We start from the raw sequence: 14,944 nt of genomic DNA, 5'->3' as shown, positions 1-14,944 counted from the left end.
CTCGGTCTCCGGCGGCAATGGCGGCAATGGTGGCGAGGGACTGCTTGGCGGCGGCGGCGGCGGCGGCGGATTCGGCGCCGTCATCACCGGCCTGAGCGGCGAGACGGGCACCATCGCGGCGTCCCATGCGGAGACGATCACCGGCGGCAAGGGCGGCGACTACGGCTGGAACGCACCGGCGGCAATGGAGGCAGCGGCCTCGTCGTCTACCAGCCGACCGGCGACAACACGCTCACCATCGGCGCGGCGCTGACCGGCGGCAATGGCGGCGCGCCGCGCGGATCGCCCGGCGTGGGCGGCAACGGCGGAAGCGGCTTCGTCCTTGACGGCGCCACGGGCGACACCGCCATCACCTTCGAGGGCGCGGTCACCGGCGGCGCGGGCGGCACGTCCTGGGCCTCGTCCTCTCTCGGCGGCAACGGCATCCTGCTGACCAATACCAGCGGCGACACCACGCTCGTCATCAAGGCCGCGGTCACCGGCGGCGCGGGCGGCAATACCGTGGCCCAGGGCAGCCCGGCCGGCATCGGCGGCGCCGGCATCGACGCGCGCGGCGCCACCGGCGTGAAGCACATTCTCGTCCAGTCGTCGGTCACGGGCGGCGCCTCCGGCGAGGGGCCAACCCGACCGGTGGCGCCGGCATCACCGGCGCCAATCTGAGCATCGTCCTCGACGGCGGCGCGGCCTCCATCGCGGGCGGATCGCAAGGTTCGGGCACCGCTGCCGCCATCGCCTTCACCGGCGGCACCAACGCGCTGGAACTGCGCGCGGACGGGGACGGCGCGCTCGGCACCATCACCGGCGCCGTGACCGGCGCCGGCAGCAGCGACCGCCTGGTGCTCGGCGGCAGCAACGACACCTCGGCGGCCTTCACCGGCACGCTCGGCACCCTTGCGGCCAGCGGCTTCGGCACGCTGGAGAAGTCCGGCAGCTCGGCCTGGACCATCACCGAGGGCAGCGTCGGCGACGGCATGGCGGTCCTCATCAATGCCGGCACGCTGAAGCTCACCGGCGACGCGACGCTGGCCGACGCGACCGGCGTCACCGTCAACGGCACGCTGGACCTCTCGGGCCTGTCCGCCGCGACCACCATCGCCAACCTGGGCAGCTTGAGCGCCGACGCGACCATCACGGCCGGCGCCACCGACCTCACCATCGACCAGTCCGTGCCCGACATCTATGCCGGCACCATCACCGGCACCGGCACCCTGACCAAGGCCGGCAGCGGCACGCTGATGCTGACGAAAAGCCTCGGCTATGAAGCGCCGTCGCCATCAGCGAAGGCACTCTGAAGCTCTCGGGCACGGCCAGCCTGACGGATGCGGCCAGCGTCACCGTCGACGGCGCGCTGGACCTGTCGGGCATGTCCGTCAACACCCGCATCGCCAATCTCTCCGGCGCGGCGGGAGGGAACATCGTCATTGCGAACGAACTTGCCATCGACCAGTCCGCGAGCGGCACCTATGCCGGTGCCTTCAGCGGCGGCGGCGGGGTAGCGAAGGAGGGCGCGGGCACGCTCACCCTCACCGGCGCGTTCGGATATGACGGCTATCTCACCTCGGCCGGCGGGACCATCGACATCCGCTCCGCCGACACCATTTCCTTCCGGTCGATCACCCTGGGCGCGGAGAGCGGCGTCGCCTCGCTCATCGTCGGCCGCAAGGAGGGCGAGACCGCGGTCTCGACGCTGACCACCACCTTCGGCGGCATCGATGTCGGCGGAAGCGGCACGGGCGCGCTGACCATCGAGAGCGGCGGCGTGGTGAAGACGCCCGCCGTCTATGTCGCCGCGGGCTCCAGCCTCACCCTTTCGGGCAATGCGACGGATGGACGGGGCGTGCTGGAGACCAGCCAGCTCATGGGCGATGCCGACACCACCGGCGTCACCTTCGACGGCGGCGTGCTGCGGGCCACCGGCAATGAGGACTATTTCATCTATCTGTTCGGCGCCGACACCATCACGCTCGCGCCGGCGGCGGACATATCGACAGCAACGGCTTCAGCATCGGCGCCGAGGGCGTGTTCACCGGCGCCCGGCGCGCTGGTGAAGCAGGGCGAAGGGACGCTCACGCTCTACGGCGCCAACAGCTACACCGGCGGCACGGTGATCGAGGCCGGCACCCTGGCGCTGTCCGGGGCGGGCGCGCTCTTCGCCAGCGGCGCGCTGGCGCTCACCGGCGACTCGGCGGTGTTCGACATCACCGCCGCGTCGGGGCCCGTGAGCGTCGGCACGTTCTCGGGCTCCGCCACGGGCGCGACGCTCGCTATAGGCACGGGCGACTTCTTCACCACGGTCACGACCGACAGCCTCTTTGCCGGCACCATCACCGGCAGCGGCAGCTTCAACAAGGCCGGCAGTGCCGCGCTGACGCTGAACGGCGTCTCCAGCTTCGACGGAATCATGACCGTGTCGGCCGGCAAGCTGGTGGTGGGCGACGCCGACCATCCCGGCGCATCGCTGGCCGCCAGCATCGCGGTCGGCTCCGGTGCCATCCTCGGCGGCATCGGCACAAGCGGCTCGGTCCAGATTCTGACCGGCGGCACGTTCGCCCCCGGCAACTCGATCGGCACCTATCACGTGGCCGGCGATGTCATTTTCTGGGGCGGATCGACCTATGAGGTGGAGATCGCCGGCAACGGGGACAGCGACCGCATCTCGGCAACCGGGACCGCCACCCTCAACGGCGCGACGCTGAAGCTGATCGCGCTCGATCCGCAGGCGAGCTACGTCAATGGCCAGAGCTACACCATCCTTGAGGCGGACGGCGGGGTGTACGGCGCCTTCGGCGAGGTCACCACGAGCGCTCTGTTCCTGACGGCGGAGACCGACCCCTCCGCCACGGGGGTGGATGTGGTCATCACCGTGACCTCGCCCGATCCCTTCACCGCCGCCGCCGCGACACCGAACCAGTACGCCACCGCCACCGCGCTCGGCACCCTGCCCCAGGTCGGCCCCTCGCTGGCGCTGTACAATTCGCTGCTGTTCCTCACCTCGGCGCGCGAGGCGCGGTGGGCCTTCGACCAGCTTTCCGGCGAGGTGCATGCCTCGACGCAGAGCCTGTTCATGGAGCAGTCCTCGCTGATCCGCGGCGCGCTGAACGATCGCCTGCGCGCGGCGCAGGGCGGCGTGGGCGCGGCAAGCGGCCCGGTCGTCGCCCTCGACGAGACGCCGGCCCGCGCCTATGCCGCGACCGGCGCGGTGCAGGGCGCGGATGCCTCGAAGGCATTGAAGGCGGTCGCCGCCCCCGCCACCACCGAGCGCTTCGCCTTCTGGACCACCGGCTTCGGCAATTGGGGCGAGATGGACGGCACCGGAAACGCCGCCGCCGTCTCCGATTCCACCGGCGGCTTCCTGATCGGCGCGGATGCCGCGGTGGGCGACGGTTGGCGGCTCGGCGTGGCCGGCGGCTACAGCTACACCGCCTTCTCCATCTCGGGCCGCAACGCCTCCGGCAGCAGCGAAAACTGGCATGCCGGCCTCTATGGCGGACGGACCTTTGGGCCGCTCGCGCTGCGCGCCGGCCTCGCGTATACGCTCCAGGACATCTCCACCAGCCGGTCGGTCGCCTTCACGGGCTACCGCGACCGCCTCTCGGCGGACTATGACGCCGGCACGGTGCAGGCCTTCGGCGAGCTGGGCTACCGCATCGACGCCGCCGGCATCGCCTTCGAGCCGTTCGCGAACCTTGCTTATGTGAGCCTCCACCAGGACGGCTACACGGAACAGGGCGGCGCGGCGGCTCTGACCGGCGACGCGCAGACCATGGCCACCACCTTCACCACGCTGGGCCTGCGCCTCGCCAAGGAGTTCGCGTTCGGCAAGACCGAGGCCACGCTGCGGGGCACCATCGGCTGGCGCCATGCCTTCGGCGACGTGCTTCCCGCGGTGACGCAGGCCTTCGCCGGCTCCGACGCCTTCACCATCACCGGCGCGCCGATCGCCCAGGACGCCGCGGTTCTGGAGGCCGGGCTCGACATGCGCCTCACTCCGGGCGCGACGCTGGGCGTGGCCTATACCGGCCAGTTCGGCGACGGGGTCAGCGACAACGGCTTCAACGCGCGCCTCAGCGTCCGCTTCTGAGCGGGCGCTCCCCCCTCGAGGCGCGAGAGGCCGGCGAGCCTTCGCGCGCAGCAGCGCATCGCGGGCGTGGTCGTGACCCGCCCGCGGGACCGCTTCGCGCGATCAGAGGATCAGCGCCTTGTATTTCACGAAGAGATCGCGCGCTGACGAGATGATCTCCCGCTTGTAGCGCTGCGCCCCCTCCCCGTCCCGGCCGGCCATGCATCCCAGCATCTTCAGGTGCAGCAGGCGCCCCGCTTCGGCGCGTCCGGGCAACAGGGTGACGCGGATCTTGATCACCCGCGCGCGGTCGAGCACCTGATAGATGAAGCCGTTGGCGATCTCGTTGTCGGCGATCCGGGCGGTTTCCAGGCGCAGGTCCTCGAGCGCGTCGTTGTAGGCGGTCAGATCCCCCGCCTGGATGCTGGCGGCCAGCGGCCCCTCGAACAGCGCGATGAAGCGCGCCCAATGGCCGTCGGGCGCGTTCTGCGTCGCGCGCAGCGTCAGGAGAGCCTCCAGCCACTCGCGGATCTCGAATATCTCCAGGACCTCCTTCTCGCCGAGGCCCTTCACATAGGCGCCGCGATTGGGGATGCGCTGGACCAGGCTGCGCTGCTCCAGGGATCCGAGGACTTCCCGGATCACCGTCCGGGAGGTGCCGAACTCCGTGGCCAGCGCCTGTTCATGGAGGCGCTCGCCGCCGCGCAGCTGCTGGCTGGCGATGCGCTCCTGGAGGACTTCGACGATCCGCAAGACCCGGCTTGCGTGCGGCGGGCTTTCGCGCCCGCGACCCTGCGCCTTCGCCGGATCGAGGGCGCCGGAGATCCGCGCCTCGTGGAGATTCTTCAGTCGACTCATGGCCCGTCCATCGCCCGTCCGGCAGTTCCGACGTCCGTTCAGCCTGCCGCGGCGCAGCGCGATCCAATATGGCTGAAAGCGCGCGTGCCCGAAATGACGCGTTTTCATGCAGAGTCCGCGGAGCGATCGCAATTGCCCGCCCGTTTCGCACGGATGCCCGCCTCCCGGACCTTCCCGCCACGCCCGTCCGACCAGAACTCTGGTGAACATAGCTGGCTTCGTGAGCGCGGTCCACGCGAACCGACAGGCGTATGAAATATCATTACGATCAAAGCTGTTATCAAAATTTTTTCGCGCTGACTTGAGTTTTGTGAACAATTTTGTTTTCTTTCTTACATCGGGATCGGCCGACCCGGCGTGAGAAGCGAAGGGCATCAGAATGACCAGAATGTCGGGTGGGCAGGCGGCGGTCGCCGCGCTGAAGGCCGAAGGCGTGCGCCATGTGTTCGGGCTGATCGGCTCGGCAACGATGGAGATGTTCGATGCGCTCTACGACGCCGACGGCATCGACTTCATCGGCGTCCGCGACGAGCGCACCGGGACCCACATGGCGGACGGCTATGCCCGCGCGAGCGGCAATCCGGGCGTGATCCTCGCGGGACAGAACGGCCCCGGCGCGACCAACCTCGTGACCGGCCTCGCCCAGGCTGCCGCGGCCTATTCGCCGGTCGTCTCCCTCGCCGGCTCTCTCTCGTCCGGCCACGTCTACCGCGATGCCTTCCAGGAGGTAGATCAGCAGGCGCTGTTCCGGCCCATCACCAAGAAGACCTGGACCGTCACCGAGACCGCGCGCGTGCCCGAGATGATGCGCGAGGCGTTCCGCACCGCCATGGCGCCGCGGCGCGGGCCGGTGCAGCTCAATTTGCCGCGGGACATCCTGTCCAAGTCGGAGGATTTTGCCGAAATGGCGCGGCCGGAGACGTATCGCCCCGCCGTCGTCCCGGCGGCGCCGCACGACAGCGTGGTGGCGCCGCCGCCTTGCTGTCACAGGCGACAAAGCCGGTCATCATCGCCGGCGGCGGCATCAAGAACACGGCGAACACATTGAGCGTGCTCGCTCTGGCGGAGCGCCTCAACGCCCCCATCGTCACCTCGCCCGGCCACGGCGACGCGGTGCCCTGCGACCACCCGCTCAATGGCGGACAGATGGGGCCGCGGGGCAATCCCGTGGCGTCGCGCCTCGTCCGCGAGGCCGACGTCATCCTCGCGCTCGGAACGCGGCTCGGGTTCAATTCGACGTTCTATTCGTACGACAACATCAATCGCGACGCGAAGATCATCCAGGTGGAGATCGAGCCGACCGCGCTGGGACGGTATTTTCCCGTCACGCTCGGCATCTGGTCGGACGCCGCGACTGCGGCGCAGCAGATCTGCGACGCGCTCGGCAATCTGGAAGATCGCCGGTCGGTGGAAGCCTGGAGCGCCGGCTTCCGCAAGGAGCGCGCCGCGTATCTGCGCCAGCGCGACGCGGACGCCGATCTTGAGGCCTTCCCCATCGTGCCGTCCGGCCTGTTCCACGAGTTGCGCGGCGTCATGCCCGCCGGCACGGCCGTGACGATGGATGCCGGCACGCTGTGCCTCCAGGCGACTGACGCGCTGCGCTTCGACCGGCCGAGGAGCCTGTTCACGCCGCTCGACTTCGGTCTGGTCGGCTTCTCCTTCGCCTGCGGCCTCGGCGTGAAGGTGGCGTGCCCCGACCGCCCGGTGATCAGCCTGATGGGGGACGGCGGGTTCGGCATGACCCTCTCGGAGCTGGCAACGGCGGTCCATTACGGGATCAACACCGTCACCGTGGTCATGAACAACGGCTGCTGGGGCGCGGAGAAGGCCTATCAGCGCGACTTCTTCGGCAAGCGCTACATCGGCGCCGATCTCAACAATCCGCCCTTCGACAAGGTGGCCGAGCTCTATGGCGCCAAGGGCTACCGGGTGGAGCGGACGGCCGATCTCGGCGACACAGTCCGCGCGGCGCTCGGCTGCGGCAAGCCGGCCGTCATCGACGTGATGGTGGACCCGGCCGCATTGTACAGCTTCCGGCGCGACTCCTTCCAGCACCGGACGGCGTGAGCCATGCTGGGGACGTTCGACTATATCGTGGTCGGCGCCGGCTCGGCCGGCGCCGTGCTCGCCGCCCGCCTCAGCGAGAGCGGAAAGCATTCCGTGCTCCTGCTCGAAGCCGGCGAGCGGGATCGCAACGTCTGGATCCACATTCCGCTCGGCGTCGGCAAGCTGCTCACGAACGAACGCTATGTGTGGCCCTTCACCTCCGAGCCGCAGCCGCACATGGGCGGGCTCGAGATCTACTCGCCGCGCGGGCGGGTGCTGGGCGGATCGAGCGCGATCAACGGCATGGCCTATATCTGGGGCGATCCGGCGATCTACGACCGATGGGCGGAAAACGGACTGCCCGGCTGGTCCTGGAATGATGTGACGCCCTATTTCCGCAAGCTCGAATCCAACGCCTATTCCCGCCTTGCGGAGCGCGGAAAAGACGGCCCGATGCGGATCACCGACGTGGGCGTCCGCTCGCCCGATCCGGTGTCCGATGCGTTCCTCGCCGGGCTCGGCGAACTGGGAATTCCGCCGACCCCGGATTACAACGCGGTGAGCTACGAGGGCGCCCGCTATCTGGAACAGACCGCGTTCCGCGGCCGGCGCTGGTCCACCGCCGTCGCCTACCTGCACCCGGCCATGCGCCGGCCCAACCTCAAGGTGGTCTCCGGCGCGCGGGTGACGCGCGTGCTGTTCGAGGGCCAGCGGGCGGCGGGGGTCGAGTTCGTTCGGGGCGGCGCGCGCACTCTGGCGCTGGCCAATGGCGAAGTGATCCTCTCGGCCGGCGCGATCCTTTCCCCCCATGTGCTCGAACTGTCCGGCATCGGCGACGGCGCCCGCCTGCAAAGCCTCGGCCTGCCGGTCGTGCATCATCTGCCGGCGGTGGGCGAAAACCTCAGCGACCACCTCCAGGTCCGCCGGACCTATGAAACGCGCACGCTGCGGACCATCAACGACGTGGTCGGCAACCCCATGTTCAGGCTCTTGTCCGGCCTGCGCTACGTCCTCACGCGCACCGGGCTCATGGCCGGCACCTCGTCGACCGCCCACGCCATCGCCCGCTCGGCGCCCGGGCTCGCCGCCCCCGACGTGATGATCCGGCTCTATATGATCAGCGGCAAGGATCGCTACTCCCGCTCGAAGGCCGGCGGGATCGACCCGTTCTCCGGCTTCACCGTGGGCGGCTTCCTGCTGCTGCCCAAGTCGCGCGGCTGGGTGCATGCGAAGACGGCGGATCCGACCGCCCTGCCGGCCATCCAGCCGAACTATCTCGATCACCCTGACGACGTGGACGGGGTCCTGCGCATCCTCAAGCTGATCCGCCGGCTCGCGGAAACCCCGTCGTTCAGCCGCGTGATCGTCCGCGAGGACCAGCCGAACGGCAGCGCGGAGACCGACGCGGCGCTGCTCGATTACATCCGCAGGTCCGGCCAGACCGCATGGCATACGGCCGGCAGCTGCCGCATGGGCGGCGATGCCCATTCGGTCGTGGACCCGCACCTCAGGGTCCGCGGCGTCGACCGCCTGCGGGTGATCGATGCCTCCGTGTTCCCCGAAATCCCGTCGTCCAACACCAATGCCCCCGCGATCATGATCGGCGAGCGGGGCGCTGATCTGGTGCTGGCCGATGCCCGCTGAGAAAGACCGGCCCATGAGCGACGACGCCTATCCCCTCACCCGCCGGCAGCGCCTGTCGCAGGACTGGAATCCGCTCTGGGCGCAGTTCGAGGCGCTCGATCCGGAATTCCTGGAAGCCTACCTGGCCTTTCGCAGCGTTCCCCACCGCAACGGGCCGCTGCCGCAGAAGACCAAGGAATTGATCATGATCGCGATCAACGCCGCGACCACGCACCTCTACGGGCCCGGGGTGCGGCGCCACATCCAGAATGCGATCCGCGAGGGGGCGACGCGCGAGGAAATCCTCGAAACGATCCAGCTGACCACCGTCATGGGCATTCATTCGTGCAACCTCGCGGTGCCGATCCTGATGGAAGAATTCGCCCGCGCCGATGAGGCTGCGCGCGGCGTGGATGAGGCGGGGTGATGGCCGCCTTGTTCCGCGTCGAGCCCGTCGAGGTCGCCCGCCGGCAGGCCGACAGTTCGTCGTTCCTGCTGCATACGGACGCCGGGCGGATGCTCACGCTGGTCTACCGGTTCTGGCTGGTCCACGGGCCGGACGGCATCACGGTCGTGGATACCGGGCTGACGGCGCAGGAAGCCGCGCGCCGCGGCATCCGGGTCGAATGCGGGCTGCAGGAGGCGCTGGCGCCTTACGGCATCGGCCCCGACGATGTCGGCACGCTGATCCTGACCCACCTGCACTGGGATCATGCCTGCGCCGTGGATGCCCTGCCGAACGCCACGGTGTGGCTGCAACGGGCGGAGGCAGACTTCTTCAACCATCCGCTGCGCGCCCATCCCGCCATCGACCGCTATTTCGGCCGGCACGACGTCATCCGCGATCTGCTCGGCGCGCCGCGCCTGACGCTGGTCGCGGGCGAGGCGGAACTGCCGAACGGCCTGCGCCTCGTGCCGCTCGGCGGCCATACGCCGGGACTCCAGGGCATCGTTCTGCCGACAGAGGACGGCCGCGCGGTGATCACGTCGGATGCCGTGCCCTTCAACCGCAACTACACCGACGACCTTCCCAACGGAATTCTCCAGGACCTCGGACAGTCCATCGCCAGCCTCGACCGCATTCGAGCCCTGCGCCCGGACGTGATCTACACCGGTCATGATCCCATACCCCTGCTCAGGACCGGGAAGTCTTTCTGAAAAAGCCAAGAACAGGACAAGGGAGGATTGAATGTCCACGATCAAACGATGCTTTTTGACCGCTGCGCTCGCCGCAGCACTGCCATTGGCGGCGGCGAATGCCGCTGACTTCTCCAAGTCTCCGTCCGTAACGCTGCGCCTCAGTTCCGCGTCGCCGGCGGGCATGGACGACAGCCGCGCGCTCAAGGACGTCGCCGAGTTCCTCTCCAAGGAGACCAACGGCACCGTCACGCTCAAGCCGTTCTTCGCCTCGGCGCTGTTCGACGAAATCGCCGGCATGAGCGCGGCGCAGAGCGGGCTGGTGGACATGGCCATCGCCTGCACCTGCAACATGACCAAGCAGACCGATTCCATGCTGTTCTCGGACCTGCCCTATCTGTGGTCCGAGATGGACAATGGCCGCAAGGTCTGGGACGGCCCGATCGGCCAGCAGATCGGCGAGACCATGCGCAAGAACCTGGGCCTCCGCGCGCTCGCCTTTGCTCCGAGCGGGGGCGGCTATCGCATCCTGTGGAACAACAGCCGCGAGATCCGCACGCCGGCCGACGTCAAGGGGCTGAAGATCCGCACCACGGCGACGCCGCTGGAGCAGGATTTCTGGAAGCGCATGGGCGCGATCCCGACGCCGGTCGACATCGGCGAGACCTACTCCGCGCTGCAGCAGGACCTGGTGAACGGAGAGCATCTCCAGCCCGCCTGGCTGACGCTGCTCAAGCACGACGAGGTGGTGAAGTACGGCACGGAGATCGACGCGCTCGCGGTCTACCGCATCCTCGTCATCAATGAGAAGAGCTTCAACAAGATGGACGAACAGCAAAAGGCCGCGTTCCAGCGCGCGATGAGGCTGTTCGAGGAACGCGCCTACCAGTACAACCGCGAACTGCGCGAGACATCGCTGGCTCAGTTCCGCAAGCGGGGGGGCAAGATCTACACGCCCACCGAGGCTGAGCTCAAGGAATGGCGTGCGGCCGGCCGTGGCATTTGGGACAGCGAGCTCGTGACGGCGAAGATCCCCAAAGAGACCATCCAGAAGGTGCTCGACGCGCAGAAGTAGAGCCGTCCGGGCGGGACCGCACGGCCCCGCCCGCCTTCCACGCAGCTCCCCCTTATGGAACGGTCATGACGACAATCTTCGAGCGCGTTTGCCGCGGATACCGCGTGCTGGGCGGAATCCTGGTCCTCGCCATGATCGGTGTGCTGCTGGCCGGCATCGTCCTTCGCGAGGTTCTGGGAAGCCCCCTGGTCTGGGCCAACGAGATATCGCTGGCGCTGTTCCTGTGGATCGTCTTCGTCGGGGCCGGCGTGGCCTTCGCGGAGCACGCGCGCATCCGCTTCACCCTCGCCACCTCGCTCCTGCCGCCGCGGCTCCGCGCGGTGGTCGACCGCCTCGTCACGGTGATCGGCATCGGCCTGCTGATCACCTTCTTCTGTGTGGCGGTGAAGATGGCCTGGGTCTTTCGCGGCCAGCGGTTCGCGAGCGTCGATCTGCCGGTCGTGCTGGAATGGGCGGCCTTGCCCGTCGGCCTCGCATTGGCGATCTGGGCGCTGCTGCGCAACCTGATCTGGCCGCAGCCCGACGCCAACGAACCGAGCGCGGGGGCGGAAGGCCAATGAGCGACCTGATCTGGCTCGCGGTCGCGTTCCTCGGGGCGCTGATCCTCTCGCTCGACATCGCGCTGGCGATGCTGTTCGCGACCACCGTCATCCTGCTGTTCGGCGGCATGGTGCCGCTGCACCTCATCGCCGAGAAGGCAGTCTCGCAGGTCAAGCTGTTTCCCCTGCTCGCCATTCCGGGATTCATCCTGATGGGCGAGTTGATGAACATGGTCGGCCTCACCCGCTCGCTGGGCGAACTGGCGCGGAAGATCGTCGGCCGCTGGCGCGGTGGCATGGGTGCAGCCACCGTCGTCGCCTGCATGTTCTTCGGCGGCATGACCGGTTCGGGGCTCGCCGAAACGGTGGCGATCGGGATGCTGATGATCCCCATGCTGACCCGCCATGGCTATCCGAAGGAATTCTCCGCAGCGATGATCGCGGCGGGCGGAAGCCTCGGGCCGATCATCCCGCCCTCCATTCCCATGGTGATCTATGCCAGCATCGCCCCCAGCGTGTCGGTGTCTGCGCTGTTCATCGGCGGCATCGTGCCGGGGATCCTGATCGGCCTCTCCTTCCTCGCCATCGTGGTCTGGCGCACGCGCGCCTTTGCCACTGCCGACATGCCGCTCGACGGGGAGCAAGAGGTCGGATTCGCCCGCACGGTGCTGGCCGCGGTTCCCGCGCTGGTCGCTCCGGCCATCGTGCTGGGCGGGGTCCTGGGCGGCGTCGTGACCGTCACCGAGGCCTCGGTGCTCGCCGCCACCTATGTCGCGCTGTTCGGCTTCGTGACCGGACGGCTGCGATTGGGCGATCTCGGCGGGGCGGCGATGAACACCGCCACGGCCACCGGAACGTTCGGCTTTATCATTGCCGCCGCCGGACCGTTCTCGTTCTTTCTGGCGCTGTTCGACGCGCCCGGACTGGTCGGAACGGTGCTCACGGATTTTTCCGGCGGCAACACGGTTCTGCTCATGCTGGTGCTGACGGCGATCCTGATCGGCCTCGGCTGCCTCGTGGAGGCGACGTCGCTGGTCATCATTCTGGCGCCCATCCTCGCCGCAACGGCCTCGGCCGCCGGCATCGACCAGCTTCACATGGCTCTGGTCGCGATCTGCGCGCTGATGCTGGGCCTGTTCACGCCGCCGGTGGGCACCAACCTGTTCGCCATCACCGGCATCGCGCAGGTTCCGATCGAGCGCATCTCGCGGGAAATCATTCCCTTTGCGCTCGCGGCCGCGGTGGTGGTGGCCCTGATGGCGGCGTTCCGCAGATCGTCTTGTTTCTGCCGCAGCTGGTGCGATAGGCGCGGCGGGTGCACCGCCCTGCCCGGCTTGCGGCGGGGCCGGCGCTGTGCCGTGTCCCGACACGCTTATGGTCCAGACCCGCCTATCGCCGATCCGGCGCCGGCGCGCCGCGGCTCAGAAGTGGACCGCGAACCGCGCCATGCCGCGCTGGGAAATATAGTCCTGGCCGGCATTGAGGCCGTACTCGATCTTGAGTTCCAGGTTGTCGCGGGTGATGGCCTGAAGGCCGAGGTCGAGATTGCCCAGAATGTCCGGCAGCGGCGTCGTGGTGAGGAAGCTGCCGGCCGACAGCGGCGCCGCCTGGAAGCGGGCCGTGGTCAGCCAGGCATCGTTCGAGGCGAACGACGCCCCGAGCGTCAGATAGGGCCGCAGCACCACCCCGTCCGCCATGTCGATGCGGCCGCCGAACTCCACCGCCGGGGTCGCCACGAACGTGGTGAGGCTGGAGGCGGCCACCGAGAGCTCGGCGCCGGTCCGGCCCCATTCGGCGAAGGCCGGCATGCTCACATGGATCAGATCGAGGTCCACGCGCGGGCGCACATAGAAGTTCGCGAACGCGAATTCGTAAGACGCCCGCAGCCGGCCGGCGAGGTTGTAGACGTCCGAGTTGCTGGCCGCGCGGCCGCCGACGATGGGGATGTACCGCGTGTTGTCGTAGGCCATCCAGCCGGCATCCACCGCCGCCGAGAACAGCCAGGGGCCGGTCTGGTACTTGAGCGCGAGGCCGATATCGCCGCCATTGCCGGTGGCCGAGAACCAGTCGCTGGTGCTGGAAATGGTCGATTGCTGGTAGGCGCCGGACAGGGCCAGGAACAGGTTGGGGGCCAGTTCGTTCTGGACGCCGGCCTGGAAGATCAGGCTGTCGGAGGCAAGGCCCGGCATGTCGGCGGTGGTGGCCTGGCTGGCGCGCCCGTAGATCACGCGCGCCCAGGCGCAGCGGTCCTCCTGGAGCTGGGTGCTGTCCGCCACGAACACCGGGCAGCTTAGGGTGCGGTCAAGGAAGGCCTGGCTTTCGCCGACGCGCAGACCCGCCGGCCCCTGGAGCAGTTGCGGCGAGAGCTGGCCGAGCGCGGCCTGGTAGGCGAACGGACCGTTGATGTCGATGAGGCCGCTGAACACCTTGGACATGCCGCCGATGTCGCCCGAGTCCCACACGCGCTGGAGGGTCGTGCCGACGGCCGCCTGGTTTGCGGACAGCCACACGCCCTGCGGCACGAAATGTGCCACCGGGCTGATGGTGAGCGTGTACTCATCCACTTGCAGGTCCCAGCTATAGGCAAGGCCGCTGTCCTTGGTGACGGCGGTGCTGGTGAGATGGTCGGCGTAGAAGAAGGTGTAGCTGTCCCCCGGCGCAATGGTGGCCGCGCGCGGATCGATGATGCCTGCGATGCTCGCGCCGCCGATGACCCGGAGCTCGTCATTGCTGGCCGAGACCGAATCCACGTCCACCTGAACCACGCCGTCGGAACCGATGCCGCCCGTGATGTTGGTCGTCGCGATCACGCCGAGCCCGCCGGGATTGACCGTGCCGTGGTTGGTGAAGCGCGGCTCCGCCGGGCCTGCGCTGCGGGAGAAGGTGTCGGTCGGCGCGGTGGCGCTGACCACCATGCCGGAATTGAACGTGCCGCCCACCTCGTTGACGAGCCCGTTGGTGCCGCCGCCGAGATCGACGCTGCCGTTCAGCGTGCCCTTGTTGACGACGCTGTCGTCGCCGGCTTCGCCATGCACGGCGATGCCGCTGAGCCCGGAGACCACCGCGCCCTTCGCGATGGAGACGACGTTCTGCTCACCGCCCGAGACCACGATGGCGGCGCTGCCGGTGCCGCCCCGCACCACGGCGCCGTCGGCGACGACGATCTGGATCTGCCCGTTTCCGCTGGGGCCGAGGCTCTGCGCGAAGATGGCGGCCGAATTGTCGCCGGTGGCGATGGCGCGGCCCGAGACCAGCACCGTCACCACGCCACCCATGCCCGATCCGCCCGCCGTGCCGAGCCCGACGCCATCGGCGGTGACCGCGAGGCCGCCGCCGCCGCCGATGGACTGGGCAACGATCACCGGGGCGTTGTCGCCGCTCGTCATGGCGGTGCCGGTGAGGCTCACGCTGACCGCGCCGCCATTGCCGGTGCCCCCGCCGCTGCCCTGGAGGCTGTCCGAGATCGAGAACACCGCGCTCGATGCCGTGCCGCCGATGCCGCCGCCGCCGCCCACCGACTGGGCGAAGATGGCGGCCGCGCGCTGCCGGTGGTCGAGATGGTGCCGGCGGCCAAAGCGTAGATGTTGCCGCCATTGCCCCCTGCCG

Annotated in this window: 12 protein-coding genes and 2 pseudogenes; 12 read left to right on the top strand and 2 right to left on the bottom strand. The window is 68.9% G+C overall.

Annotated elements, in window-relative coordinates; all coding sequences use genetic code 11:
* The 4 genes and pseudogenes from AC2W7M_RS08670 to AC2W7M_RS08655 form a co-directional block, all read left to right on the top strand.
* A pseudogene (locus tag AC2W7M_RS08670) lies at nt 1-253 on the top strand (hypothetical protein); the annotation flags it as partial.
* A 38-nt stretch (nt 254-291) separates the two neighbouring features.
* Entirely contained in the window at nt 292-660 is a 369-nt protein-coding gene (locus AC2W7M_RS08665) for a hypothetical protein (protein WP_486131695.1), read from the top strand.
* Between the two features lie 146 nt (nt 661-806).
* A complete protein-coding gene (locus tag AC2W7M_RS08660; RefSeq protein ID WP_486131693.1) occupies nt 807-1,292 on the top strand; it encodes a hypothetical protein in 486 nt (161 codons plus the stop codon).
* 71 nt (nt 1,293-1,363) lie between these two features.
* A complete protein-coding gene (locus tag AC2W7M_RS08655) occupies nt 1,364-4,081 on the top strand; it encodes an autotransporter outer membrane beta-barrel domain-containing protein (RefSeq protein ID WP_486131691.1) in 2,718 nt (905 codons plus the stop codon).
* A 102-nt stretch (nt 4,082-4,183) separates the two neighbouring features.
* Here AC2W7M_RS08655 and AC2W7M_RS08650 read toward each other — a convergent pair whose 3' ends face one another.
* Nucleotides 4,184-5,128, bottom strand: a complete 945-nt coding sequence (locus tag AC2W7M_RS08650) for a GntR family transcriptional regulator (protein WP_486131689.1) — start codon at nt 5,126-5,128, stop codon at nt 4,184-4,186.
* 169 nt (nt 5,129-5,297) lie between these two features.
* Here AC2W7M_RS08650 and AC2W7M_RS08645 point away from each other — a divergent pair, with 169 nt between their 5' ends.
* The 8 genes and pseudogenes from AC2W7M_RS08645 to AC2W7M_RS08610 form a co-directional block, all read left to right on the top strand.
* Entirely contained in the window at nt 5,298-5,966 is a 669-nt protein-coding gene (locus AC2W7M_RS08645; RefSeq protein ID WP_486131687.1) for a thiamine pyrophosphate-binding protein, read from the top strand.
* Complete coding sequence (locus tag AC2W7M_RS08640) at nt 5,897-6,985, top strand: thiamine pyrophosphate-binding protein (RefSeq protein ID WP_486131685.1); 1,089 nt, start codon at nt 5,897-5,899, stop codon at nt 6,983-6,985. Before AC2W7M_RS08645 ends, AC2W7M_RS08640 begins: the two co-directional genes overlap by 70 nt.
* A gap of 3 nt (nt 6,986-6,988) precedes the next feature.
* Complete coding sequence (locus tag AC2W7M_RS08635) at nt 6,989-8,608, top strand: GMC family oxidoreductase (RefSeq protein ID WP_486131683.1); 1,620 nt, start codon at nt 6,989-6,991, stop codon at nt 8,606-8,608.
* A 13-nt stretch (nt 8,609-8,621) separates the two neighbouring features.
* Nucleotides 8,622-9,014, top strand: a complete 393-nt coding sequence (locus AC2W7M_RS08630) for a carboxymuconolactone decarboxylase family protein (RefSeq protein ID WP_486131681.1) — start codon at nt 8,622-8,624, stop codon at nt 9,012-9,014.
* Complete coding sequence (locus tag AC2W7M_RS08625) at nt 9,014-9,745, top strand: N-acyl homoserine lactonase family protein (protein WP_486131679.1); 732 nt, start codon at nt 9,014-9,016, stop codon at nt 9,743-9,745. Before AC2W7M_RS08630 ends, AC2W7M_RS08625 begins: the two co-directional genes overlap by 1 nt.
* Nucleotides 9,746-9,776: 31 nt before the next feature.
* Entirely contained in the window at nt 9,777-10,799 is a 1,023-nt protein-coding gene (locus tag AC2W7M_RS08620) for a TRAP transporter substrate-binding protein (RefSeq protein WP_486131677.1), read from the top strand.
* Between the two features lie 65 nt (nt 10,800-10,864).
* Nucleotides 10,865-11,359, top strand: coding sequence for a TRAP transporter small permease (locus AC2W7M_RS08615; RefSeq protein WP_486131675.1), 495 nt, complete (start codon nt 10,865-10,867; stop codon nt 11,357-11,359).
* Nucleotides 11,248-12,552, top strand: a pseudogene (locus AC2W7M_RS08610) (TRAP transporter large permease); the annotation flags it as partial. The gene AC2W7M_RS08615 and the pseudogene AC2W7M_RS08610, both read left to right, overlap by 112 nt.
* A 207-nt stretch (nt 12,553-12,759) precedes the next feature.
* Here AC2W7M_RS08610 and AC2W7M_RS08605 read toward each other — a convergent pair.
* A partial coding sequence (locus AC2W7M_RS08605; protein WP_486131673.1) for an autotransporter outer membrane beta-barrel domain-containing protein occupies nt 12,760-14,944 on the bottom strand: 2,185 nt, incomplete at its 5' end.

The organism is Xanthobacter sp. BG11Y11_SDJG (assembly GCF_057364445.1).
This window is presented reverse-complemented; position numbering and strand designations above follow the sequence as displayed.

What these genes read in the sequence shown, in the direction of transcription:
- AC2W7M_RS08645 (WP_486131687.1), top strand. Translation starts at nt 5,298, where the DNA reads ATGACCAGAATGTCGGGTGGGCAGGCGGCGGTCGCCGCGCTGAAGGCC.
- AC2W7M_RS08635 (WP_486131683.1), top strand. Translation starts at nt 6,989, where the DNA reads ATGCTGGGGACGTTCGACTATATCGTGGTCGGCGCCGGCTCGGCCGGC.
- AC2W7M_RS08625 (WP_486131679.1), top strand. Translation starts at nt 9,014, where the DNA reads ATGGCCGCCTTGTTCCGCGTCGAGCCCGTCGAGGTCGCCCGCCGGCAG.
- AC2W7M_RS08630 (WP_486131681.1), top strand. Translation starts at nt 8,622, where the DNA reads ATGAGCGACGACGCCTATCCCCTCACCCGCCGGCAGCGCCTGTCGCAG.
- AC2W7M_RS08650 (WP_486131689.1), bottom strand. Translation starts at nt 5,128, where the DNA reads ATGTTCACCAGAGTTCTGGTCGGACGGGCGTGGCGGGAAGGTCCGGGA.
- AC2W7M_RS08615 (WP_486131675.1), top strand. Translation starts at nt 10,865, where the DNA reads ATGACGACAATCTTCGAGCGCGTTTGCCGCGGATACCGCGTGCTGGGC.
- AC2W7M_RS08655 (WP_486131691.1), top strand. Translation starts at nt 1,364, where the DNA reads ATGTCCGTCAACACCCGCATCGCCAATCTCTCCGGCGCGGCGGGAGGG.
- AC2W7M_RS08620 (WP_486131677.1), top strand. Translation starts at nt 9,777, where the DNA reads ATGTCCACGATCAAACGATGCTTTTTGACCGCTGCGCTCGCCGCAGCA.